Raw genomic sequence first — 23,186 nt, 5'->3', positions numbered from 1 at the left:
CGTCCGGCGGTCATGCCGGCATGCCCCGGGGGCGGGCGGGGGCGTCGCTGCGGCCTTCGTACGTCTCCCGGCGGCCCGTGTCACCGGACCGCCTCGCCGCACCCGCCGCCCTCCCCGGCCTTCAGGCGGCCTGCGCCGCCCGCGCCGGCACGTTCCGCTGGCCCGTGTCGCGGTGAATCGGCGTTGCCGAGCCCGTGAGCGGGGCGCCCGTTCCACCGCGTCGCGCCGCGACGATCTCCGCCGCGATGGACAGGGCGGTCTCCTCGGGCGTACGGGCGCCGAGGTCGAGGCCGATCGGCGACCTGAGCCGGGCCAACTCGTCCTCGCCGAGCCCGACTTCACGCAGGCGTCGTTCACGGTCCGCGTGGGTGCGGCGCGACCCCATCGCCCCGACGAACGCGACCGGCATCCGCAGGGCCTCCGTCAGCAGGGGCACGTCGAACCTGGCGTCGTGGGTGAGGACGCACAGGACCGTGCGTGCGTCGGTCGCGGTGTGCCGCAGGTAGCGGTGCGGCCAGTCGACGACGAGATCGTCGGCCTCGGGGAAGCGGGCCCGGGTGGCGAAGACGGGACGCGCGTCGCACACCGTCACGTGGTAGCCGAGGAACTTGCCGGCCCGCACCAGCGCCGCGGCGAAGTCGATCGCACCGAACACGATCATGCGGGGCGGCGGCACACTCGACTCGACGAGCAGGGTCAGGCCGCCGGGGCAGCGGGACCCGTCCTCCGCGAGGTCGAGGGTGCCGGTCCGTCCGGCATCCAGCATCGCCCGTGCCTCGGCCGCCGCCGTCCGGTCCAGCCCTGTCCGGTCCGGCCCCGGGCCGCTGCCGTACGACCCCTCGTACGAGCCGTCGGCGTGCACCAGCAGTGCCCTGCCCAGGAGTTCGGCCGGGCCTCGGACGACCCGGGCGAGGGCCGTCGGTTCGTTCCTGACGGCGGCCGACAGCGCCGACCGGATCACCCTGCGGGCGGGCGACCGCGCGTCCACCGGCGTGATCAGGATGTCGATGACCCCGCCGCAGGTCAGGCCCACCGCGAAGGCGTCCTCGTCGCTGTATCCGAACCGTTCGCGGACGGTCTCGCCGTCCTGGAGGGCCTGGACGCACAGGTCGTACACCGACGCTTCCACGCAGCCGCCGGAGACCGAGCCGATGACCGTGCCCTCGCTGTCGACGGCGAGGGCGGCGCCCGGGCCGCGCGGCGCGCTGCCGTCGACGGCCACGACGGTGGCGACGGCGAAGTCCCGGCCCTCCTCGGCCCAGCGGGTCAGCTCGCCCGCGATGTCAAGCATGCGGGCCCGCCTCCAGGACACGGTCGGGACGGATGGGCAGGCTGCGGTGGCGTACACCGGTCGCGTGCCAGACGGCGTTGGCGATCGCCGCGGCGGCCCCCACGATGCCGATCTCCCCGATGCCCTTGACCCCGACCGGGTCGTCCGGGTCCGGGTCGTCCACCCAGTCCGCCTCGACGAGCGGAACGTCGGCGTGCGTGGCGACGTGGTATCCCGCCAGGTCGGCGCCGTAGTGGGTGCCCGTGGCCCGGTCCCGCACCGCCTCCTCGTGCAGGGCCATGGAGATGCCCCAGATCATCCCGCCGGTCAACTGGCCGCGGGCCGTGAGCGGGTTGACGATCCGGCCGGCGGCGAAGATGCCGAGCATGCGCCGCACCCGCACCTCGCCGGTGGCCACGTCCACGGCGGCCTCGGCGAACTGCGCCCCGAAGGAGTGCCGCTCCTTCTGCGCGAGGGCTCCGACGGCCTCGGTGGTGTCCGACCGCACCGTGATGCCCTCGGGCGGAATGCCGTCGCTCAGGACGAGCCGCTCCCGCAGTTCCTCGGCCGCGGCCGTGACCGCCCAGGCCCACGAGCGGGTGCCCATGGAGCCGCCGGCGATCATCGCCGGGCCGAAGTCGCTGTCGCCGATCCGCACGCGCACGCGGTCGGTCGGCACCTGGAGGGCGTCGGCGGCGACCAGGGTGAGCGCCGTCCGCGCACCGGTTCCGATGTCCGCGGCGTTGATCCGTACGGTGAAGGTGCCGTCGGCCTCCGCGGTCGCGGCCGCCGTGGAGGGGGCGGCTCCCGCGAAGAAGGATGCCGCCGCCGTCCCGGTGCCGAGCAGCCAGCGCCCGTCCCGGCGCTGCCCGGGCCGCGGGTCGCGGTCCGCCCAGCCGAACCTGCGGGCGCCCTCCCGGAAGCAGGCGGGCAGGTTGCGGGTGCTGAACGGCAGGCCGGACACCGGGCCCCGCGCCGGTTCGTTGCGGATGCGCAGCTCGATCGGGTCGATGCCGCACTTCTCGGCGAGCTCGTCGAGCGCCGACTCCAGCGCGAACGACCCGGGTGCCTCTCCGGGAGCACGCATCCACGTCGGGGTGGGCACGTCGAGCCGTACGACCCGGTTGGCGGTGCGGTGGGCGGGGGCGTCGTACATCACCCGTGCCACACCGGCGCTCGACTCGATGAACTCGTGCACGGTCGAGGTGAGGCTCAGGGAGCTGTGCTCCAGCGCGCGCAGCCGTCCCCCGGCATCGGCGCCGAGCCTGATCCGCTGGGTCGTGGGACTCCGGTAGCCGGCGATCGAGAACATCTGACGGCGTGTCATGACGACCCGGACCGGGCGCGACAGGACGGTCGCCGCCATCACGGCGGACACCTGGTGGGCGCGGACGCCCTTGCTCCCGAAGCCGCCGCCGACATGTTCGGACCGCACCCGCACCGAGGCGGGATCGAGCGAGAAGAGCTTCGCGAGCTCGTCCGCGACCCACATCGTGCCCTGGTTGGAGTCCACGACCTCGAGCCGGCCGCCGTCCCACAGGGCCGTCACCGCGTGGGGCTCCATCGCGTTGTGGTGCTCCTGCGGCGTGGTGTACTCGGCGTCCAGGACGACGGCGGACGCCGCGAGTTCGCCCTCCAGGTCCCCCTTCTCCGTCACCCCCGGTCCGCTCGGGCCGGTCACCGGCTGGGCGTCCGGGTGGTCGCCGGTGAAGTCGACGTCGTGCGGTTCCTCCTCGTAGTGCACCACCAGTGCCTCGGCGGCTTCCCTGGCCTGTTCGGAGGTCTCGGCGACGACCAGCGCCACCGGCCAGCCGGCGTGCGGCACGCGGTCGTGCTGGAAGACGGCGACGGTCGGGTCCGGCGGGACACCGAGCAGGCCGATGTAGTCGCTCGCGACCCGCGGGGCGTTCCCGTGGTGCAGGACGGTCAGGACGCCCGGCATCCCGAGGACCGGAGCGCTCTCCACCGAGAGGACGCGGCCCCTGGTGACCGTCGACAGCACCAGCCAGCCGTGGGCGAGTTCGGCGAAGGGGATCTCTCCCGCGTAGCGGGCGGCGCCGGTGACCTTGTCGCGGCCCTCCACCCGGGTGTGGGCGGTGCCGACGGCGTTCTTCGTGGCCGGGGTCCCGGTCGTGGTGGTGGTCATCGGGCGGCCTCCTCGGCGAGTTCGCTCAGGACGGCGACGACGAGGTTGCGCATCAGTGTCACCTTGTATCCGTTGTGTGGCAGCGGCCTGGCGGCCGCCAGTTCGGCGTCCGCGGCGGCGGCGAAGGCCTCGGCGTCGGCCGGCCCGCCGGTCAGGGCCCGTTCGGCCGTGCGGGCCCGCCACGGGCGGGACGCGACCGCCCCGAAGGCCAGGCGCACCTCTTGTACGGCGCCGTCCCGGGCGTCGAGTGCGGCGGCGATCGAGCCGATCGCGAAGGCGTACGAGGCCCGCTCGCGCACCTTTCGGTAGCGGGAGGCGGCGGCCACCGGGGCGGGCGGCAGGGTGACGCCGGTGATCAGTGCTCCCGGCGGCAGGGCGGTCTCCAGGTGCGGGGTGTCACCCACCGGCAGGTAGAACTCGGAGAAGGGCAACCGACCCGGCCCGTCCGCCGTTTCGTAGGAGACGACGGCGTCGAAGGCCGCCAGCGCCACCCCCAGGTCGGAGGGGTGGGTGGCCACGCAGTGGCCGGAGGCGCCCAGGATCGCGTGGTTGTGGTGCTCGCCCTCCCTCGCGGGGCATCCGCTCCCGGGGACGCGCTTGTTGCACGGCTTGCTCACGTCGGTGAAGTAGCCGCAGCGGGTGCGCTGCAGCAGGTTGCCGCCGACGGTGGCCATGTTGCGCAGCTGCCCGGAGGCGCCGGCCAGCACCGCCTGGGTCAGGGCCGGGTAGCGCCGGCGCACGTCGGGGTGGGCCGCGAGGTCGCTGTTGGTGACGGTCGCTCCGATGCGCAGCCCGCCGTCCTCGGTCGACTCGATCCGGTCCAGCGGGAGTTCACGTACGTCGACAAGCCGGCCGGGCCGCTCGACGCCGGTCTTCATCAGGTCGACGAGATTGGTGCCGCCGCCGAGGAACCGGGCGTCCGGGTCGGCGTCGAGCAGCGCGAGAGCGCCTGAGACGTCGACGGCGCGCTCATATCCGAATTCCCTCATGCCGCCGCCTCCTCGTGCTTCACGGTCTGTGTGTCCTGCGCGGCCCCAGCGGTCCGCTCGTCGGCCGCGGCCGCGCGGGCGACCGCCTGCACGATCGACACGTACGCGCCGCAGCGGCACAGGTTGCCGCTCATCCGCTCCCGGATCTCCTCGGCGGTCAGCGGTGGCGGCCCCGCTTCGGGGCGTACGTCGTCGGTGGCGGCGCTCGGCCAGCCGGCCGCGTGTTCCTCGATCACCGCGACGGCCGAGCAGATCTGGCCGGGCGTGCAGTAGCCGCACTGGTAGCCGTCGAGGTCGAGGAACGCCTGCTGTACGGGGTGCAGTTGCTCGCCCTGGGCGACACCTTCGATGGTGGTGATCTCCCGGCCCTCGGCCGCCACCGCCAGTTGCAGGCAGGCGACGGCCCGGCGTTTGTCGATCAGGACCGTACAGGCGCCGCACTGCCCCTGGTCGCAGCCCTTCTTGGTACCGGTCAGGTCGAGGCGCTCACGCAGGGCGTCGAGCAGGGTGGTGCGGTGGTCGACGCTGAGCGTGTGCTTCTCCCCGTTGATGTTCAAGGTGATGTCGCTGTACGTCGACGAGGACTCTGGGGCCATGGTCAGCCTTCTTTCGCGGATCCGGACCACATCGCGAGGACGGTCCGGCTGGCGGAGGAAACAGGAGACACAAAGACGAAAGACGAAGGGGAAAGGACGAATGACAGGGGGAATCGAGAGACGGGCGGGAGGAGGAGACGACACCGCGTGTGGCGAGGGCGGGCCGACAGCGGGCAGGATGCGAGGAGGGAAGGCCGGTGCCGACCGTCCCCCGCTGTCCGTGCCGGCCACCCAATCGCTAAGGTGAACCTAACCGGACAGCTGTCCGCTCACCGGAAAACCGTAGTGGACACTTGTCCGCTCAGCAAGGACGGGATTCGGCCACGAACCCCGCAAGGAGGACGAGTGCGGCAGAAGAAGGACGCACCCCTGCGCTCGGACGCGCAGCGCAATCGCGAGCGCATCCTGGCGGTGGCCCTGGCCGAGCTGACGCTCGCCGCGGACGCCCCGCTCAGCATGATCGCCAAGAAGGCGTGCGTCGGGCAGGGCACGTTCTACCGCAACTTCCCCAACCGCGAGGCCCTCGTCCTGGAGATCTACCGTCACGAGATGCAGCAGGTCGCCGACGCCGCGACCGAGCTGCTGGCACGCCATGAGCCCGACCGGGCCCTGCGGCACTGGATGGACCACCTCGCCCGGTTCGCCATGACCAAGGCGGGTCTGGCGGACGCGATCCGGCTGGCCACCAGCGCACCGGGCAGCCCCGCAAGACCGGGGCACACCCCGGTGACGTCCGCGGCCGAACTCCTGCTGCGCGCCGGGGAAGCGGCCGGCACCATCCGGCCGGGAGTGACCGGGGACGACTTCGTCCTCGCCATCGCGGGGCTCTGGCAGCTCGATCCCCACGGGGACTGGCAGCCGCGCGCCGCCCGCCTCCTGGACCTCGTCATGGACGGGCTGCGCGCGGGCACGTCCGGGCGGTGACCCCGGACGCCGGCGGGGCCCGCACAGGCTCCGCGCCCGGCATGCCCGGTCGGCGGTCACGAGAGGGCGATCCCGGCCCGTCACGGTGACCGGCGGCCGGGGTCCCTCTCCGGCGCCCCGCCGGAGCGCCTAACCGAGGAAACTCAGCCGCACCTGCCGGTTCGGATTGTCCCGGTTGGTGTCGACCAGGCAGACCGACTGCCACGTCCCCAGTTCCAGGCGGCCTTCGACCACCGGCAGGGTGGCGTGCGGAGGCACGATCGCCGGCAGGACATGGTCGCGGCCGTGGCCCGGACTTCCATGACGATGCTGCCAGCGGTCGTCCGCCGGGAGGAGCGTGTGGAGAGCGGCGAGCAGGTCCTCGTCGCTGCCCGCACCCGTTTCGAGGATCGCCACGCCGGCCGTCGCGTGGGGCACGAAAACATTGAGCAGGCCGTCGCGGTCACGGGCCGCCTCGCGAAGGAACGCCTCGCACTCATGGGTGAGGTCGACGACCGCTTCCCCGGAACCGGAGGCGACGTTCAGGACACGGGTGGTGAAGGAATCGGACATGAACCCATCCTCACCCGTCCGCCGGATTCCACACCGCTCCGGCCGCGCGCCGAACCGCCGGTTTGCCCACCGCCCCGGTTCTCTCTCCGCCCCGGCCCGGCCGCCCCACAGCCTTCCTCGGCTTCCCCGATGCCGCCCCAACCCGCCCCAACCTGCCCCAACCCGCCGACGGGAGCCACCACGAACGACCTCACGCCGGTCCGTCTCTTTTTGGCCCCACCACCGGGTGCGCACCCGCAGCCGTACTCGCCTCGGCCCACACCGCCGCCGCGTGATACGCGGGTCCACTCCGCGAGACGGCATTGACCGTACGCGGTCCAGCTGGCTACTTTCAGCCGCATGTTGCGTTCAGCTCTGCTCACCACGCGCGGTCACATCGACCTGCTGCGGGTGGCCTCCGCCGCGTGTCACACCGGCCGCTGACGACTCCTCACCCGCTTTTCCCTTCCCGCGTCACAGCTCCCCGCTTCCGCACGTCCGCCTGACGTGAACCGGAAACCGGGCCGCTGAAGCACGCGCTCCTCACGCGCCTCGTCCCGCCGCTCTCAGCCGTGGAGCCCTCATGAGCATCAGCCATGCCCCACCCGATTCACTCGATGCTGATATTTCGCCCATGTCGGTGTCTGCTCCCACCGATCGCACCCCGCCCGAGCTCGAACCCATCGTCCCCGCCTCGACCCGCCGCACCCGAGTCCCCCGCTGGCTGCGCCGCACCTCCGGTCCCGCCCTCCTCCTTGTCCTGTGGCAAGTCCTCAGCACCACAGGCGCGTTGCCCACGGACGTCCTGGCCTCGCCCGGCACCATCGCACGGGTCGCCGGCGATCTGATCTCCGACGGGTCGCTGCCCCATGCCATGGGCGTCTCACTTCAGCGCGTCGCCGTGGGCCTGCTGTTCGGCACGGTCGCCGGCACCGGACTCGCCCTGATCTCGGGCCTGTTCCGGGTCGGCGAGGACCTGGTCGACGCGAGTGTCCAGATGCTGCGGACCGTGCCGTTCGTCGGCCTGATCCCGCTGTTCATCATCTGGTTCGGCATCGGCGAGGCCCCGAAGGTCGCGATCATCACGCTGGGCGTCTCCTTCCCGCTCTACCTCAACGTGTACGCCGGCATCCGCGGCGTCGACTCCCAGCTGATCGAGGCCGGTGAGTCCCTCGGGCTCTCCCGCTGGGGGCTCGTACGGCATGTCGTCCTGCCGGGCGCCCTCCCCAGCGCCATGACCGGTCTGCGCTACTCGCTGGGCATCGCCTGGCTCGCGCTGGTCTTCGCCGAGCAGATCAACGCCGACGCCGGAATCGGCTTCCTGATGGTCCAGGCGCGGGACTTCCTGCGTACCGACGTCATCGTGGTCTGCCTGGTCGTCTACGCCTTCCTCGGCCTGCTGACCGACTTCATCGTCCGCTCTCTCGAAAGGCTGTTGCTGCAATGGCGACCGACATTCACCGGACGGTGAGCCCCCGGACGGCCCCTGTCGGCTCCGACCGGGCCGCGACGAGCACCCAGAAGCACGGGGCGTCACCCGCCTCGGCGGTACGGGTCGAAGGCCTGACCCGGGCATTCGACGGCCGAACGGTCATCGGCGACCTCCAACTCGACGTCCGACCCGGCGAGTTCGTGGCACTCCTGGGCCGTAGCGGCTGCGGCAAGTCCACGCTCCTGCGCATTCTCGCCGGCCTCGACCGCGACATCGAAGGCACCGTGCTCGTCCCGCGCCGCAAGGCCGTCGCCTTTCAGTCACCCCGACTGATGCCGTGGAAGAAGGTGTGGCGCAACGTCCTGCTCGGCCTGCCCGGCAAGCCCGAACGCGCCGTCGCGGAGCGGGCCTTGACCGAGGTCGGCCTCATCCACCGCTCCGACGCCTGGCCCAAAACACTCTCCGGCGGTGAGGCCCAACGCGCCTCGCTGGCCCGTGCGTTGGTGCGCGAACCCGATCTCCTGCTGCTCGACGAGCCGTTCGGCGCACTGGACGCACTGACCCGCATCAAGGCACAGCGGCTCGTCGGCGAACTGTGGCAGCGCCGCGGCTGCGCCGTGCTCCTGGTCACGCACGACGTGGAGGAGGCGGTGCTGCTCGCCGACCGCGTCCTCGTGATGGACGAGGGCGTCATCGCGTACGAGACCACGGTCGCGCTGGACCGCCCGCGAGACATCACCGACCCGCGGTTCGCGGAGCTGCGCGCCGGACTACTGGAACGCCTGGGCGTCGACACGGCCGCCGAGGCCGCCTGAACCAGTCCGGCGACCGCTCCCGGACACCCCGAACTCCTCCTCGGTGGTTCCCGGTTGCCGCTCGGTCCCCGCCCGTGCCGCCCGTACCGCCCATCCGCACCGCTGCACCGCTGCACCGCTGCACCGCTGCACCGCTGCTTCCAGTAAATCCCCGGCCCCACTCGAACCGATCGAACGGAATCGCCATGCGACGACAACTCGTCCCCGCCTCGCTGCTTCTCCCGCTGGCCCTGCTGGCCGCCGCCTGCGGCGGCAACTCGTCCGCCGCCACCTCGACGGGCGGCAGGACCGACGGCAAGGGCTCCGTGACGCTCGACGTCGGTGACCAGAAGGGAGGTTCGGAGGCGGTGCTGCGGGCCGCCGGAGAACTCGAGAACCTCGACTACAAGATCAAATGGTCGACCTTCACGTCCGGCCCACCACTCCTGGAGGCCGTCAACGCCAAGGCCGTCGACATCGGCGGCGTCGGCAACACCCCTCCGGTCTTCGCGGCGGGCGCCGACTCCAGGATCAGCATCGTGGCGGGCTACCGAGGCAGGGCCAAGGGCGACACCATCCTCGTGCCCAGGGACTCGAATCTGAAGAAGACCGCGGACCTGAAAGGCAGGTCGGTGGCCGTGGCGCAGGGTTCGTCCGCGCACTACCAGCTGGTCGCCTCGCTCAAGAAGGCCGGGCTGAAGCTCAGCGACGTCGAGGTGAAGTACCTGCAGCCCGCCGACGCACTGGCCGCGTTCACCGCCGGCAAGGTCGACGCCTGGGCGGTCTGGGACCCCTACACGTCCCAGGTCCTTCAGGGCGGGCGGGGCCGTGTCCTGACGGACGGCGACGACGTGACCAACGGCCTCACCTTCCAGGTGGCTGCGCCCGGAGCGCTCCGGGACAAGAAGAAGGTCGCGGCCATCGGCGACTACCTGGAGCGGCTGCGGCGCGCGCAGGACTGGGTCCACGAGCACCCCAAGGAGTGGGCCGAGGTCTGGGCGAAGGACACCGGGCTGCCCTACGAGGTGGCGCTGGCCTCGGTGAAGCGGACCAACGCGACCCGGATTCCGGTCGCCCTCGACACACCGCTCATCGCCTCCGAGCAGGAGATCGCGGACACGTTCACCGGCCTGAAGCTCATCCCGCGCAAGGTCGACTTCGGTGACTTCGTGGACACCCGCTTCAACGGAGACCTGCCGCCGTCCACGACCGCTCCCCGCCCCTCCAGGCAGTCGTGACGCCGTGACCGTACGTCCGCGAGAGCCCCGGGAAGATCCTCGCCATCGGCGGGGTTGGTAGAAGCGTGAACGAGACCGGAGCGCAGGCGCGGGCAGTGCGGGACGTCGATGTCGTCGTGGTCGGCGCCGGGCAGGCCGGACTGTCCAGCGCCTACCACCTGCGGCGCACCGGCTTCGAACCGGAGCGGGACTTCGTGGTCCTTGACCACGCGCCGCGGGCGGGAGGCGCCTGGCAGTTCCGGTGGCCGTCCCTCACGTACGGCAAGGTGCACGGCATGCACGCGCTGCCGGGCAGGGAACTGACGGACGCGGATCCGGACCGGCCGTCCTCCGAGGTCATCGCCGAGTACTTCGACGCCTACGAGCGCGAGTTCGGCCTGCGGGTGCGACGGCCGGTCGACGTGACGGCGGTACGCGAGGGCGACGGCGGCCGACTACTCGTCGAGACGTCGGACGGTACGTGGTCGACGAGGGCGCTGATCAACGCGACGGGCACCTGGGACCGGCCGTTCTGGCCCCGCTATCCCGGTCAGGAGACCTTCCGGGGGCGGCAGCTGCACACCGCCCAGTACCCCGGTCCGCAGGAATTCGCCGGGCAGCGCGTGGTCGTGGTGGGCGGGGGCGCGTCCGGTACGCAGCATCTCCTGGAGATGGCGCCGTACGCGGCCGCCACCACCTGGGTGACCCGGCGGCCGCCGGTCTTCCGGGAGGGGCCCTTCACCGAGGACGTGGGCCGGGAGGCGGTCGCGCTCGTGGAGGAGAGGGTGCGCCAGGGGCTGCCGCCGAAGAGCGTCGTGTCGGTGACGGGGCTGCCGCTCAACGACGCGGTCCGGCAGGGCATCGCGGACAAAGTCCTGGACCGGCTGCCGATGTTCGACCGGATCACTCCTGACGGCGTGGAGTGGGACGACGGGCGCCGGGTGACGGCGGACGTCATCCTGTGGGCGACCGGTTTCCGTGCGGCGGTCGACCATCTGGCGCCGCTGCGGCTGCGCGAGCCCGGCGGGGGCATCCGCGTCGAAGGAACCCGGGCGGTCGCCGACCCGCGGATCCACCTGGTCGGGTACGGGCCGTCGGCCAGCACCATCGGCGCGAACCGCGCCGGTCGGGGAGCCGTACGGGACATACGGCGGCTGCTGGCGGACGCACCGAGGAGCGCGCCTGTCACCGTGGAGGCCGGCGGCTGAACCGCGGAGGCGGGGCCGGCCGCAGCGCCGTGACAGAACCGCGTACTGCCACTTCCCCGCGCCCCCGAAGGGGCGCGGTCCGCCCCGTGAGCACGTACCACGCCGTGGCCGCGGCCCGGCTCAGCCCTTCGAGGCCGGGGCGCTCTTGCTGACGCGGTTGAACTCGGCGACGTTCCTCTTGTGCTCCTCGTAGTCGGCGGTGAAGCGGGTGTCGCCCGGCTTGACGGTGACGAAGTACAGCCAGTTGCCCTGCGTCGGCGCGACCGCGGCCCGCATGGCTTCCTCCCCCGGGTTCGCGATCGGTGTGGGCGGCAGCCCCATCCGCGTGTACGTGTTGTAGGGGCTGTCGAGCTGTGTGTCGTTCTGGCTGGTGCGGAGCGTGCTGCGGTTCAGCGCGTAGTTGATGGTGGAGTCCATCTGCAGGGGCATGCCCCGGTCGAGCCGGTTGTAGATCACCCGGGCCACCTTGCCCATGTCCGCCTTGGTGGCCGCCTCCGCCTGGACGATGCTCGCGACGGTGACGGTCTGGTAGACGTTCATCGCGTTGCGCTCGGCTCCGGCCGTGACCGTCCCGCCACCGAACTTCTTGTTGGCCGTGTCGACCATGTACGACAACAGGGACGTGGGGGTCGACTTCTTGTCGATGGGATAGGTCGCCGGGAAGAGATACCCCTCGGGGTTGCCGCTCGCATCGTTCGGCAGCTTGAGGTTCGCCTTGTCCAGGGACTTCTTGGCGGTGCCCGCGGGCAGGGCGAGGACCTTGTCCATGGCCTCGTAGACCTGGCCGGAGCGCCATCCCTCCGGGATCACCAGGGCCTGGGGTTCCTTCTTGTCGTCCGTGCTCAGAAGCGGCACCGCGACCGCCGCAGCCGCCACGACGGCGCCGGAAGCGATGAGGGCGGTCCGGCCCCGGCGCGTCAGTCGGATCGTTCTCCGTGGCGGAGTGGGGGGAGTGTAGGTCTGCATGCGGGCACGGTAACCCGCATAACGTCATAAACTCGACATATCTTCATGTTGTTGGCTCCAGTTGGGCGTCCCTGCGGACCAGGGCGGCGTAGTGGCCCTGACGCTCCAACAGTTCCTCGTGCGTGCCCCGTTCGGCCATGCGGCCGCCGTCGAGGACCACGATCTGGTCGGCGCCCCTAATGGTGGACAGCCTGTGCGCGACGGTGAGCGTCGTCCGGTTGGCCGACAGGGCGTCGACGGCCTCCTGGACGGCACGCTCGGTGCGCGTGTCCAGGGCGCTGGTCGCCTCGTCGAGGATGAGGACCGGAGGGTCCCGCAGGATGGTGCGGGCGATGGCCAGGCGCTGCTTCTCGCCGCCGGAGAACCGGTGTCCGCGCTCACCGACCACGGTGTCGTACCCGTCGGGCAAGGACGCGATGTGGTCGTGGATCTGGGCGGCCTTCGCCGCCGCGTACAGCTCCTCGTCGGTGGCGTCCGGCTTGGCGAACCGCAGGTTGTCGGCCACCGTGGCGTGGAAGAGGTACGTCTCCTGGGAGACGACGCCGATCGCCCGGGCGAGGGTGTCGAAGTCCAGGTCGCGCACGTCCACCCCGTCGAGGGTGACCCGGCCGCCCGTGACGTCGTACAGGCGCGGCACCAGATGACTGAGCGTGGACTTGCCGGCGCCGGTCCGGCCGACGACGGCCAGGCTGCCGCCCGCGGGCACCGTGATGTCGATGCCGTCGAGTATCGGGCCGCTCTGGTCGTCGTAGCGGAACTCGACGCCCTCGAAGCGCACTTCGCCCTTGATCCGGTCGAGGTGGACCGGCCGCTCGGGCTCGGTGATGTCGATGGGCAGGTCCAGGTACTCGAAGATGCGCTGGAAGAGTGCCAGCGAGGCCTGGATCTGGACGCCGGTCGACAGCAGGCTGACGGCGGGGCGGAACAGTCCCTGCTGGAGCGACACGAAGGCGACCAGGGTGCCGATGGAGACCGAGGGCCCGCCGAGCTGGAGGGCCATGCCCGCCGCCCAGTAGATGACAGCCGGCATGGCGGCCATGACGATGCCGATGACGGCCATCCGCCAGCGCCCCGCCATGTTGGACCGGACCTCCAGGTCGACGAGGCCCTCGGACTCCTCCGCGAAGGAGCGGGTGAGCGAGTCGGAGCGGCCCATCGTCCGGCCGAGCAGGATGCCGCTCACGGAGAGCGACTCCGTGACGGTGGCAGCCATGGCCGCCATCTGCTTCTGGCGCTCGGTGGTGATCTTCTTGCGTTCGTTGCCGACGCGGCGGCTGATCCACACGAACACCGGCAGCAGGAGCAGGGAGACGACGGTCAGCCGCCAGTCGAGGGCGATCATCGCGATGATCGTGGCGACGACGCTGGTGAGGTTGGAGACCAGCGAGGTGGCTGTCGAGGTGACCGTCGCCTGCATTCCCCCGATGTCGTTCGCGATGCGCGACTGGACCTCGCCGGTGCGCGTCCTGGTGAAGAAGGCCAGCGACATGCGCTGAAGCCGGTCGTAGACGGCGGTGCGCAGATCGTGCATGACGCGCTGGCCGACCGTCGTGGAGATCAGGGTCTGCAGGACCCCGAAGACACCACCGAGGACGGCACTGAGGATCATGCCCAGCGCGAGCAGGCTCAGCAGACCGGTACGGCCCTGCGGGATCGCGGTGTCGAGGATCTCCTTCAGCAGGAAGGGCGTGGCGACCGAGACGAGGGAGGCGGCCCCGACGAGCAGACCGACCACGGCCAGCCGCCCGCGGTAGGGACGGAAGAGTGTGAGGATGCGGCGCACCTGCCGGGGCTGTCCGGCCTCGACGGGGGGCGGCGTCCAGATGATGTCGTCGCGGGGCATGGGCTCCTACGGGGTGTGCGAGAACGAGGACTGACAGACCATAGCTCATTGTTACCTATACTCACAATGAACGAGGTCCTGATATTGTTCCCGGCATGAACACCCCCGACGCCGACGGACTGCTCGCCGAGCAGCTGCTGCGGTTGACCCGCCGCGTGCACCGCATCCAGAAGCGTCATCTGGAGAAGCGCGGCATCGGCATCACTCCGGCACAGTCCCGGCTGCTGCGCACCCTTGCCCACTACGGGTCGCCGCCGCGCATGACCGACCTGGCCGCGCGGCTGGAGGTGGTGCCCCGGGCCGTGACCACGCTGGTCGACGGTCTGGAGGCGAGCGGCAAGGTACGCCGCGTTCCCGACCCCACCAACCGGCGGGTCATCCGCATCGAGCTGACGGACGCCGGACGACTGGCCCTGCGGGAACTGCGCGGTGCGCGCCGGGCGGCCGCGGAGGACATCCTGGCGCCTCTCACGGACGAGCAGCGGACGGTGCTCGGCGGCCTGCTGGACACACTGGTCGACGGAATGGGCGCGGCGACGGGTGCGCCAGGCACGGTCCCCGACGGGACGGGCTCAGCGGCGAACGGTACGGGTACGGCCGTCGGCGGGTCGGACACGGCGCAGGAGCCGAAGCTCGACTGCTGACCGGTGCCGTGCGACCAGGCTCGGGGCAAGGGGGCGGCGGGCCTCGGCGGCAGCGTACGCCCAAGCGGAGCGAGTGCACGGGGCCCGACGCCGAGCGGGCGCGTCGGGCCCCGGCTCTCAACCAGCCTCGTCGGCGGTCTCCTTGACCATCGGCGCCTGGCCGGCCGACGCCGTGACCTCTGCGATCCGCTCGGTCCGTTCGGCCCGGTGCGTTTGCGCGGGCGCATCCGCGTCAGGCGCCGCTCCCGCTGCCGGCGCGCTCTCGGTGTCCTCCTCCACGAACGCGATCTCGCCGTCGAGCATCTTCCGCGCCCGTTCCGTGTCGAGGGCGCCCTCCCAGCGGGAGACCGCGAAGACGGCGACGCAGTTGCCGAGCAGGTTGGTGACGACACGCATCGAGTCCATGATGCGGTCCACGCCGAGGAGCAGCGCGACGGCACCGGCGGGAATGACCCCGAGGGCGGACGCGGTCGCCGAGAGCGCGAGGAACGCCGAACCCGGCACACCCGCCATGCCCTTGCTGGTCAGCATGAGCACGAGAATCACGGTGATCTGCTGGCCGATGCTCAGGTCCACGCCCACGGCCTGCGCGATGAACAGGGTGCCGACGGAGAGGTAGATCGAGGCGCCGTCGAGGTTGAAGGAGTACCCGGTCGGCAGCACCAGGCCCACGGCGTCGTCACGGGCTCCGGCCTGACGCAGTTTCTGCATCATGCGGGGCATGACCGTCTCGCTGGACGCGGTGCCCAGCGCGAGCAGCAGTTCCTCACGGGTGTAGCGGACGAACTTCCACAGGCTCAGCCCGGTGACCAGTTTCAGGGCGACCCCGAGCAGCACCAGGAAGAACGCCGCGACCGCGTAGCAGAGGGCGATGAGTTTGCCGTACGTCTCGATGACTCCGAGGCCGTACTCGCCGACCAAGTGCACCATCGCGCCGAACACCGCGAGCGGCGCGAGCTTCATGACGAAGCCGACGATCGCGAAGATCACTTCCTGCGCCTGTTCGAGGGCGGGCAGGATCGCGGGCACCTTGGTGTGGCCGAGGTGCAGCAGTGCGGCGCCCACGAGGCACGCCAGCACGAGTACCTGCAGCAGGGAGTTCTCGGCGAAGGCGCCGACCGCGCTCTGCGGCAGCGCCTCCAGGACGAACTCGCCGGTCGAGGGCAGTGAACCGCCGGCGGTCTTGCCCTCGACCGCCGAGGCGTCGAGCTTCGAGGGGTCGACGTTCATGCCGGACCCGGGGCTGAAGACGTTGGCCGCGACCAGACCGATGACCAACGCGGCCGTGGAGGCGACCTCGAACCAGATCAGCGCCTTGAACCCGATCCGCCCGAACGCCTTCAGGTTGCCGGCCTTGGCGATGCCGACGACGACCACGCAGAACACGAGCGGCGCGATCACGGTCTTGATGAGGCGCACGAAACCGTCGCCGAGCGGCTGGAAGGTCGTGGCCGTGTCCGGCCACAACCTTCCGACGACGATTCCGAGCACGAGCGCGCAGGCGACCTGCGCGAACAGTGAGGTGCGCAGCATGTGTACGGCGCGTCGCGGCAGGGACGGTACGGGCGGCGGCACGGGCACTCCTCCGAAAGACTTCTGGTATGCGGAAAGTTGCTTCCGCGGTGATCACTATCGGGGGAGTTTGCTACCGCCGGAAACCGCCGTGTGACAGGCGTGTAAATCATGGCGCGATGTGGCACGCCGCACACGAGCGCCGGTCAACAGCCGTCGCGGACCTCGGTGAGGACGCCCTGTTCGGTCGCCAGGCGACGGTCGTGGCAGCCGCCCGAGCCGTACAGCCGGTAGCGCTCACTCGTCGTGCCGACGGCATGCCGCTGGTCGCGCGGCACGTTCGCGGTGTAGGTCGCGTCACCCGCGTAACTGTCGTCGAGCCGGGACCACGCGGTGCGCCGGCCACCGCGTGTCTCCACGACGGACGCCCGGTCCCCCAGGGACAGGACGGTCCGCAGCCGGTCGCCGGCGCCGAGCGTCGTGGTGCCGTCCATGGTGTACGTGCGATGCGTGCGGGTCATCACGGCGGGCCCGGGTCCGTCCACGGTGACCGTCTCGTCGTCGGTCCAGGTCCCCTTGAGCGCGTCCGTGCTTTCGCCGTCGGTCCACCGGTGCACGGAGGTGTTGGCCAGCTCGCGGTCGACCGTGGTCGCGACCCGGCCGTGCGAGGTGTCGACATACCCGGACACGGTCAGCCGGTGCCCGGCCCCGGTGTCGAGGCGGTGTTCCGAACCCGGCGTGTACGTCGAGGAATTGGCGAGGTCACCAGCCCGGTGCGCGGTGAGCCCACCGGTGACGTGCCTGCTCTTCGCGTCCTGCCAGACGAGCACGTTCACGGGGACGCTCCATCCGCTCTGCCCCTCGGGTACGCCCACCACGGAGACGTCGATCCGGTGAGGGCGGCCGTCGTTGAGCAGTCCCGCGAACGGAGTCAGGTCGTACTCCACGGGCTTGATGTCGAAGGCGCGCGGTCCCGGAATCACGTACCAGAGGAAGGGGTTGGACCATCCTCCGGTCCACACCGTCGGGAACGGGGCGGCGATACCGGCGAGTCGGCCGTCGACCCTGATCTGCACCTCGCGGTAAGGGCCGTCCTCGGCCTTGCAGGAGTAGGGCGCGGCGTCGGGCACCGTGAGGTACCAGTACTCCTCGCAGCCGCCGCCGGACCCGGTGGCGTACACCTCGGCGACGATGCGTTCACTGTTGCGGGGCGTGGTGAGGGCGCCGTCCCGGAGGGTGAGGACGCGGTCCGGTGTGCTGCCCGGCCTGTTCTTGGGCGCGGTCGACCCGTCGGCGGCGTAGAACGTCAGGGCGACCTTGACGTCGATGATTCCCGTGTACGTGTCGTCGACGACGTTGCCGATGAGCATCTCGACGTCGTGACCCTCGCGGAACGTGGCGCTGTAGCGCGTGACGTCCTTCTCCACCGACCAGGCGATGCCGTCGGGCGAGGGTTGCGGGGTGGATGTCCTCAAGACCTCGACCCCGCCGATGTGCAGATAGCCCAGCCGGTCGAACTGCCGTCCCTGGACCTTGCCTTCGAGGCGCAGAACGACCTTGCTCCAGCGGTCGCCGCAGCCGCGCGGGGGCGCGTACGTGCCCTTGTAGGGCGTGAAGTCGCGAAACTGCGCCTCGGCCACGGTCACTCGGCAGGACCTGCCGTCGGGCTTCGAGACGGGCGGGGCGGCGGTCAGGGGATCGTGCCAGTCGGTCCCGAACTCGGCCGGCGGGTCGACGGCGCGGGCGCCTCGGGTGCCTTCGAGGCTCTGGACGCCCTGCACAGCGGGGCGGACGGCCTGCCCGGAGGTGCTTGCGGACCGGCCGGGCGGTGCGGCGGCCTGGGCTGGTGCCGTTCCGAGGAGGGTGCTCGCCACGAGGGTCGCTCCGGCGAGCATGGACATGATGATCCGTCTTCTCATGGGCGGAGTTCTACGGGGAGTTGGGCCGCGCCGCAATGAGCCCTCGGGATCCCGCACGGCGAACGTCTCGGTTCCGGACCGACGAATGTCAGGCCTTGAGATCCGCCTTGTCGCCCATCACCACGACCGGGTTGCTGTCCGGATCGAGGGTGCGCAACAGGTACTCCATGCCCGACTTGGACAGGCTCACGCAGGCCGACGTACCACTCCCGTGGTCCATGTGCAGCCAGATGCTGCCGCCCTTGGACTGGCCCTGCGGGCGTGTCGGGTCGTTCGGCGAGGTGCCCTTGACGCGGTTGTAGTCGATGGCGATGACGTAGTCGAAGTCGTTCCAGTGCGACTTCGCCCAGTAGTGCGGGGCCTGGAAGCCCGCGGACCGCGTGTACGGGAGCTTGGCGCCCGGGTCGGCGAGGACGCCCCCCGCGTCGCTGAGCGTGAACACGCCCACAGGGCTGCGCTTGTCGTTCTCCCGGTGATCGGCCGTCCAGCCCTTCTTGCCGTTGTGCCCTTCCCAGCTGCGGGTCTTGTCCCAGGTGGAGCCGGACTTGGTGTAGAGGACGATCGTGGAGTCCGCCGAGTCCTTGCCCTGTCCGTAGACCGCCACGACCTGGCGGGAGTTGGCGGGGATCTGTTTCTGCAGCCTGTCCCCGACATCGGGGATGCGCTTGAGGTCGACGGTGCGCGCCCGCTCGGGGCGGGACTCGTCGCCGGCCTGCCCGTGACTCCCGCTCCCGCCGTCCGAACCGCCACAGCCCGCCAGGGACACCAGAAGGACACCGGAAACCGCGGCCGCGGCCGTCGTGCGCATCGCACCGCCTATTCGCATGCGGTCCATCGTCGCACCACGATCCGGACGATTGCGCCCGGCCCCTCGGCTTCCCGGCCATAACCGGGCGCTCCGGGCCGAATCTTTGCCCTGCGGAGGAAAACCGTTTGCCTGCGGACACGCTGCGACGCGAACCTTGCACGGTTTGTTGCCTCCGCCCACCCCATTCTCCGAGTCTCCTGGGACGTCATGCAGATTCAAGACCTTCCGTATCCCGACCCGGGTGTGCCGGACGCCCGCTCGGGGCCCCGGTTCCTGGTGTGGCTCGGCCGGAATCAGCTCGGTGGGCAGGTGAAGGCCCTGGTCTGGGGGCTGCTGCACTTCGTGTCCGTCTCCGCTCTGCCCTTCTGCGTCGGCTTCGCCGTCCAGGCCGTCGCGGACCGCTCCGGGGCGCGCCTCGGTCTCGCGGGCGGACTGATCGCGCTGAGCGGCCTCGGTATCGCGCTGGGCGACACCATGCTGCACCGGGCCGCGATCACGAACTGGATCACCGCGGCCGCGCGCGTCCAGCAACTGCTGGCCCGCAGAACCGCCCTGCTCGGGTCCGCGCTGACCCGACGGGTCGCGGCCGGTGAGATCGTCGCGGTCTCGACCGGCGACGTCGAGAAGATCGGCTGGTTCGTGGAAGCCGTGTCGCGGTTCACCGCGGCCGCGGTGACCATCGTGCTGGTCTGTGTCGCCCTCGTCGTCTACCAGCCGGCGCTCGGCGTCGTCGTCGCCGTGGGCGTGCCCGTCCTGGCGCTGTCGGTACTGCCGCTGCTGCCCCGGGCCACCCGCCGCGCCGACTTCCAGCGGGAGAAGGCCGGGCACGCCACCGAACTGGCCTCCGACACCGTCGCGGGCCTGCGCGTGCTGCGCGGCATCGGCGGTGAGGAACTGTTCCTCGACCGCTACCGCCGTGCCTCGCAGGAGGTCCGGCACGCTGCCGTGCGCAGCGCCCGGATGTGGTCGCTGATCTCCGCGATCCAGGTCCTGCTGCCCGGGATCCTGCTGATCGCGGTCGTCTGGCACGGCGTGAACCTGGCCCGCGAGGGCCGGATCACCGTCGGCGAGATGGTCACCGTGTACAGCGCGGTCATGATCCTCAGCTATCCGCTGCGGCACTTCGAGGAGATCGCGATGGCGTACTCCTTCTCCCGGCCGTCCGCCCAGCGCGCGGCACGGGTGCTGTCGCTGGAGCGGGCCACGGACGGTGAGGGCTCGCGCGAGGCCGTCGTACCGACCGGGGACCTGTACGACCCGGCTACCGGTCTGCTCGCGCCCGCCGGACGGCTCACCGCCGTGGTGTGCGGTGACCCGGACGCCGCCGGTGAACTGGCAGAGCGACTCGGCGGTCATACCGCGGTCTCCTCGCCCCTGCCGTCGGCGCTGGTCGGAGGTGTGCCGCTGGACGAACTGCCCCTGGATTCCGCCCGCAGTGCCGTCCTCGTCCAGGACAAGGATCCGGTCCTGCTCTCGGGAACGCTGCGCGAGCTGCTCGACGTGCCCGCCTCGGGAGACGTCAGCCCCGAGGAGGCACTGTCCGCCGCACAGTGCGGTGACGTCCTGGACGCGCTCGCCCAGGGAGCGCTGGATGCCGACGACCCGATGGACGCACGGATCACCGAACGCGGCCGTTCCCTGTCGGGCGGCCAGCGCCAGCGTCTCGCGCTGGCACGGTCGCTGATCACGGCGCCGGGCGTGCTGGTCCTGGACGAACCGACGTCCGCGGTCGACTCGCACACCGAGGCGCGGATCGCCGACGGGATCCGGTCGCTGCGCCAGGGACGCACGACGGTGGTGTTCACCTCGTCGCCACTGCTCCTCGACCACGCGGACCGGGTCGTACTCGTCCACGAGGGCGAGGTGGCGGCAGTCGGCATGCACCGCGAACTGCTGCACAGCGAGCCGCGATACCGCGCGGTGGTGACCCGTGAGACCGACGACGAAACCGCCGCGCACGAGCTGGGCCGCCTGCAGGAGCTGGAAGAAATCGAGGAGACAGCATGATCGGCGTGGCGCCACCGGCCTACGACCCGGCGGCCCCGACGACCGCAGAGACCCTGCCCGTCGGCGCCCCCGCGACCGTACGCGCCTACGTGGCCGAACTGTTCCAACGGCACCGCCGGGCCTTCCTGGTACTCATCGCCGTCAACACGGTCGCCGTCGTCTCCTCGATGGTGGGCCCCTATCTGCTGGGCTCCCTGGTCCAGCACGTCTCCGACGGCGCGGCGGCCGCACGCGAGTTCCACATGGAGCGCACCGCCGCGCTGTTCGCCCTCGCTCTGGTCGTCCAGACCCTCTTCGTGCGCCAGGTGCGGCTGCGCGGGGCCATGCTCGGTGAGCGAATGCTCGCCGACCTGCGCGAGGACTTCCTCGTGCGCGCCGTGGGGCTGCCGCCGGGCGTCCTGGAACGGGCCGGTACCGGCGACCTGCTGTCCCGGATCACCACGGACATCGACCGGCTGGCCAACGCCATGCGCGAGGCCGTGCCGCAGCTGGCCATCGGTGTGGTGTGGGTGGCGCTGCTGCTCGGCGGGCTCGCGGTCACCGCGCCGCCGCTCGCGCCCGCGGTGCTGGTCGCCGTACCGCTGCTGGTGGTCGGCTGCCGCTGGTACTTCAAACGCGCACCGTCCGCCTACCGCTCCGAGGCCGCCGGCTACGCGGCCGTCGCCGCCGTGCTCGCCGAGACCGTGGACGCCGGGCGCACCGTGGAGGCGCACCGCCTCGGAGCGCGCCGCATCGGCCTCTCCGACCAGCGGGTCAGGGAGTGGACCGCATGGGAGCGGTACACCCTGTGGCTGCGGTCGGTGCTCTTCCCTGTCATCAACGCCACGCATGTCACTGTCCTCGGCTCGGTCCTCATGATCGGCGGATACTTCGTCCTTCAGGGCTGGATCGGGGTGGGGCAACTGACGACGGGCGCCCTCATCGCGCAGATGCTCGTCGACCCGGTGGGCCTGATCCTGCGCTGGTACGACGAGCTTCAGGTGGCCCATGTCTCGCTGGCCCGGCTGGTGGGCGTCCGTGACATCGAGTCGGACGCGGGGGACGGGACACTGGCCCCCGACGGACGCGACGTGCATGCCAAGCAGGTGCACTTCGGCTACCGGGCGGGCGTCGACGTCCTGCGCAAGGTCTCCCTGGAGGTCGCGCCCGGCACCCGGCTGGCCCTGGTCGGCCCGTCCGGCGCCGGCAAGTCGACACTGGGCAGACTGCTCGCCGGGATCTACGCACCCCGCTCCGGCCAGGTCACGCTGGGCGGCGCGGAACTCTCCCGCATGTCCGCCGAACAGGTTCGCTCCCATGTGGCGCTGGTCAACCAGGAACACCACGTGTTCGTGGGCGCCCTGCGCGACAACCTGCTCCTCGCCCGTACGGGTGCCGACGACGCCGAGCTGTGGGCCGCCCTCGGCGCCGTCGACGCCGACGGCTGGGCCCGCGCGCTGGACGACGGCCTCGACACCGAGGTCGGCTCGGGCGGGGTCGCTCTCACTCCGGCCCAGGCCCAGCAGATCGCGCTGGCGCGCCTGGTGCTCGCCGACCCGCACACGCTGGTCCTGGACGAGGCCACCTCGCTCCTGGACCCGCGGGCGGCCCGGAACCTGGAGCGCTCCCTGGCCCGGGTCCTCGACGGCCGCACCGTGGTCGCCATCGCACACCGGCTGCACACCGCCCACGACGCGGACGTCATCGCCGTCGTCGAGAACGGCCGCATCAGCGAACTCGGCAGCCACGACCAGCTGGTCGCCGCGGACGGCGCGTACGCGGCACTGTGGCGGTCCTGGCACGGCTGAGCGGGCGTCCCCACGGGTCCCCCCGGGCCCGGGAGGACCCGCTCCGGCCCCGCCCGGACCGGTGGGGTCGCCGGTGTCTCGGCGAGGCCTGGACCGGCCGGATCGCCACCGGTCTCGACCCGTTGCCCGCTCCGGGACCGGCCGGGATAGACCGGGATAGACCGGGGCAGGCCGACAGTGCTCCGCCCACTCCCCTGCCGACCGGCTGACAGCGCACCGGCGGGCCGGCAGCACACCACCAAGGTCCTCGAGGCCGGGCTGACAAGCGCACCATGCCGGTCCGGGCGGGCAGGCCGGCGTCCGGCCGCCCGGACCGGGCCGGGTCGTGGACGGCCGCAGATCCGCTCGGGGCCGGGGCCGGGCTCCGCCGCGTCGCGCTCGCGGCCGCTTCCGCCCCTGGTGAGCGGGCCGGCCGCGCGGGGCCGGCCTCCGTGCCGTTGCGCGGTGTCGAAGAGGGGTGGAAGGGTGGATGTCGGCACCGGCTCGGGGAGCGCCCGGGAACCGACCGGTTCCGCGGGGTCCGTACGGGCGAGGCCTGGGCCGGGAAGTCCCCGTACCAGCCGCCGAGCGCGGTGACAGCAGGCCGGCCCGCA

Annotated in this window: 19 protein-coding genes; 9 read left to right on the top strand and 10 right to left on the bottom strand. The window is 71.6% G+C overall.

Features of this window, described 5'->3' with window-relative positions:
• Nucleotides 1–121 precede the first annotated feature (121 nt).
• The 4 genes from O1Q96_RS17025 to O1Q96_RS17010 are packed head-to-tail and all read right to left on the bottom strand — an operon-like array spanning nt 122 to nt 5,001.
• Nucleotides 122–1,291, bottom strand: coding sequence for an XdhC family protein (locus O1Q96_RS17025; protein ID WP_269248984.1), 1,170 nt, complete (start codon nt 1,289–1,291; stop codon nt 122–124).
• Nucleotides 1,284–3,416, bottom strand: a complete 2,133-nt coding sequence (locus O1Q96_RS17020; protein WP_269248983.1) for a xanthine dehydrogenase family protein molybdopterin-binding subunit — start codon at nt 3,414–3,416, stop codon at nt 1,284–1,286. Before O1Q96_RS17020 ends, O1Q96_RS17025 begins: the two co-directional genes overlap by 8 nt.
• Nucleotides 3,413–4,405 carry an FAD binding domain-containing protein gene (locus tag O1Q96_RS17015; RefSeq protein WP_269248982.1) on the bottom strand — a complete coding sequence of 331 codons (993 nt, stop codon included), beginning with the start codon at nt 4,403–4,405 and terminating at the stop codon, nt 3,413–3,415. The genes O1Q96_RS17020 and O1Q96_RS17015 overlap by 4 nt, the downstream gene beginning before the upstream one ends.
• A complete protein-coding gene (locus O1Q96_RS17010; RefSeq protein WP_269248981.1) occupies nt 4,402–5,001 on the bottom strand; it encodes a 2Fe-2S iron-sulfur cluster-binding protein in 600 nt (199 codons plus the stop codon). The genes O1Q96_RS17015 and O1Q96_RS17010 overlap by 4 nt, the downstream gene beginning before the upstream one ends.
• A gap of 345 nt (nt 5,002–5,346) precedes the next feature.
• On the opposite strand from O1Q96_RS17010, the gene O1Q96_RS17005 reads away from it, so the two are divergent.
• Entirely contained in the window at nt 5,347–5,925 is a 579-nt protein-coding gene (locus tag O1Q96_RS17005) for a TetR/AcrR family transcriptional regulator (protein WP_269248980.1), read from the top strand.
• A gap of 129 nt (nt 5,926–6,054) precedes the next feature.
• Here the strand turns inward: O1Q96_RS17005 and O1Q96_RS17000 are convergent, their stop codons facing one another.
• Complete coding sequence (locus O1Q96_RS17000) at nt 6,055–6,477, bottom strand: secondary thiamine-phosphate synthase enzyme YjbQ (RefSeq protein ID WP_217456541.1); 423 nt, start codon at nt 6,475–6,477, stop codon at nt 6,055–6,057.
• Nucleotides 6,478–6,816: 339 nt separating this feature from the next.
• On the opposite strand from O1Q96_RS17000, the gene O1Q96_RS44460 reads away from it, so the two are divergent.
• From O1Q96_RS44460 to O1Q96_RS16980, 5 genes are all read left to right on the top strand, one after another.
• Entirely contained in the window at nt 6,817–6,900 is an 84-nt protein-coding gene (locus O1Q96_RS44460) for a putative leader peptide (RefSeq protein WP_383210601.1), read from the top strand.
• Between the two features lie 139 nt (nt 6,901–7,039).
• Nucleotides 7,040–7,927 (top strand): ABC transporter permease, encoded by an 888-nt coding sequence (locus O1Q96_RS16995; RefSeq protein ID WP_269248979.1) that lies wholly within the window; start codon nt 7,040–7,042, stop codon nt 7,925–7,927.
• Entirely contained in the window at nt 7,900–8,703 is an 804-nt protein-coding gene (locus O1Q96_RS16990; RefSeq protein WP_269248978.1) for an ABC transporter ATP-binding protein, read from the top strand. The genes O1Q96_RS16995 and O1Q96_RS16990 overlap by 28 nt, the downstream gene beginning before the upstream one ends.
• 185 nt (nt 8,704–8,888) lie before the next feature.
• Entirely contained in the window at nt 8,889–9,920 is a 1,032-nt protein-coding gene (locus O1Q96_RS16985) for an ABC transporter substrate-binding protein (protein ID WP_269248977.1), read from the top strand.
• A 65-nt stretch (nt 9,921–9,985) separates the two neighbouring features.
• The gene (locus O1Q96_RS16980) at nt 9,986–11,107 is read left to right on the top strand and encodes an NAD(P)-binding domain-containing protein (RefSeq protein ID WP_269248976.1); all 1,122 of its coding nucleotides are present in this window, start codon (nt 9,986–9,988) and stop codon (nt 11,105–11,107) included.
• Between the two features lie 120 nt (nt 11,108–11,227).
• Here the strand turns inward: O1Q96_RS16980 and mltG are convergent, their stop codons facing one another.
• Together mltG and O1Q96_RS16970 are read right to left on the bottom strand one after the other, a co-directional pair.
• Nucleotides 11,228–12,073: an endolytic transglycosylase MltG gene (gene mltG, locus O1Q96_RS16975; protein WP_269248975.1), complete on the bottom strand. Its 846-nt coding sequence runs from the start codon at nt 12,071–12,073 to the stop codon at nt 11,228–11,230.
• 43 nt (nt 12,074–12,116) lie between these two features.
• Entirely contained in the window at nt 12,117–13,916 is a 1,800-nt protein-coding gene (locus O1Q96_RS16970; protein WP_269248974.1) for an ABC transporter ATP-binding protein, read from the bottom strand.
• Nucleotides 13,917–14,011: 95 nt separating this feature from the next.
• Here O1Q96_RS16970 and O1Q96_RS16965 point away from each other — a divergent pair, with 95 nt between their 5' ends.
• Nucleotides 14,012–14,560 (top strand): MarR family winged helix-turn-helix transcriptional regulator, encoded by a 549-nt coding sequence (locus tag O1Q96_RS16965; protein ID WP_269248973.1) that lies wholly within the window; start codon nt 14,012–14,014, stop codon nt 14,558–14,560.
• Nucleotides 14,561–14,677: 117 nt separating this feature from the next.
• Here O1Q96_RS16965 and O1Q96_RS16960 read toward each other — a convergent pair whose 3' ends face one another.
• From O1Q96_RS16960 to O1Q96_RS16950, 3 genes are all read right to left on the bottom strand, one after another.
• Nucleotides 14,678–16,135: a cation:dicarboxylate symporter family transporter gene (locus tag O1Q96_RS16960; protein WP_269248972.1), complete on the bottom strand. Its 1,458-nt coding sequence runs from the start codon at nt 16,133–16,135 to the stop codon at nt 14,678–14,680.
• A gap of 143 nt (nt 16,136–16,278) precedes the next feature.
• Nucleotides 16,279–17,991, bottom strand: coding sequence for a peptide-N4-asparagine amidase (locus tag O1Q96_RS16955; RefSeq protein ID WP_269248971.1), 1,713 nt, complete (start codon nt 17,989–17,991; stop codon nt 16,279–16,281).
• An 88-nt stretch (nt 17,992–18,079) separates the two neighbouring features.
• Nucleotides 18,080–18,817 (bottom strand): hypothetical protein, encoded by a 738-nt coding sequence (locus tag O1Q96_RS16950; RefSeq protein WP_269248970.1) that lies wholly within the window; start codon nt 18,815–18,817, stop codon nt 18,080–18,082.
• A gap of 189 nt (nt 18,818–19,006) precedes the next feature.
• Here O1Q96_RS16950 and O1Q96_RS16945 point away from each other — a divergent pair, with 189 nt between their 5' ends.
• The gene (locus tag O1Q96_RS16945) at nt 19,007–20,806 is read left to right on the top strand and encodes an ABC transporter transmembrane domain-containing protein (RefSeq protein ID WP_269248969.1); all 1,800 of its coding nucleotides are present in this window, start codon (nt 19,007–19,009) and stop codon (nt 20,804–20,806) included.
• On the top strand, nt 20,803–22,593 hold the full coding sequence (locus O1Q96_RS16940) for an ABC transporter ATP-binding protein (RefSeq protein ID WP_269248968.1): 1,791 nt from the start codon (nt 20,803–20,805) through the stop codon (nt 22,591–22,593). The genes O1Q96_RS16945 and O1Q96_RS16940 overlap by 4 nt, the downstream gene beginning before the upstream one ends.
• Nucleotides 22,594–23,186 lie beyond the last annotated feature (593 nt).

It is taken from the genome of Streptomyces aurantiacus (genome assembly GCF_027107535.1).
Taxonomy (GTDB): domain Bacteria; phylum Actinomycetota; class Actinomycetes; order Streptomycetales; family Streptomycetaceae; genus Streptomyces.
This window is presented reverse-complemented; position numbering and strand designations above follow the sequence as displayed.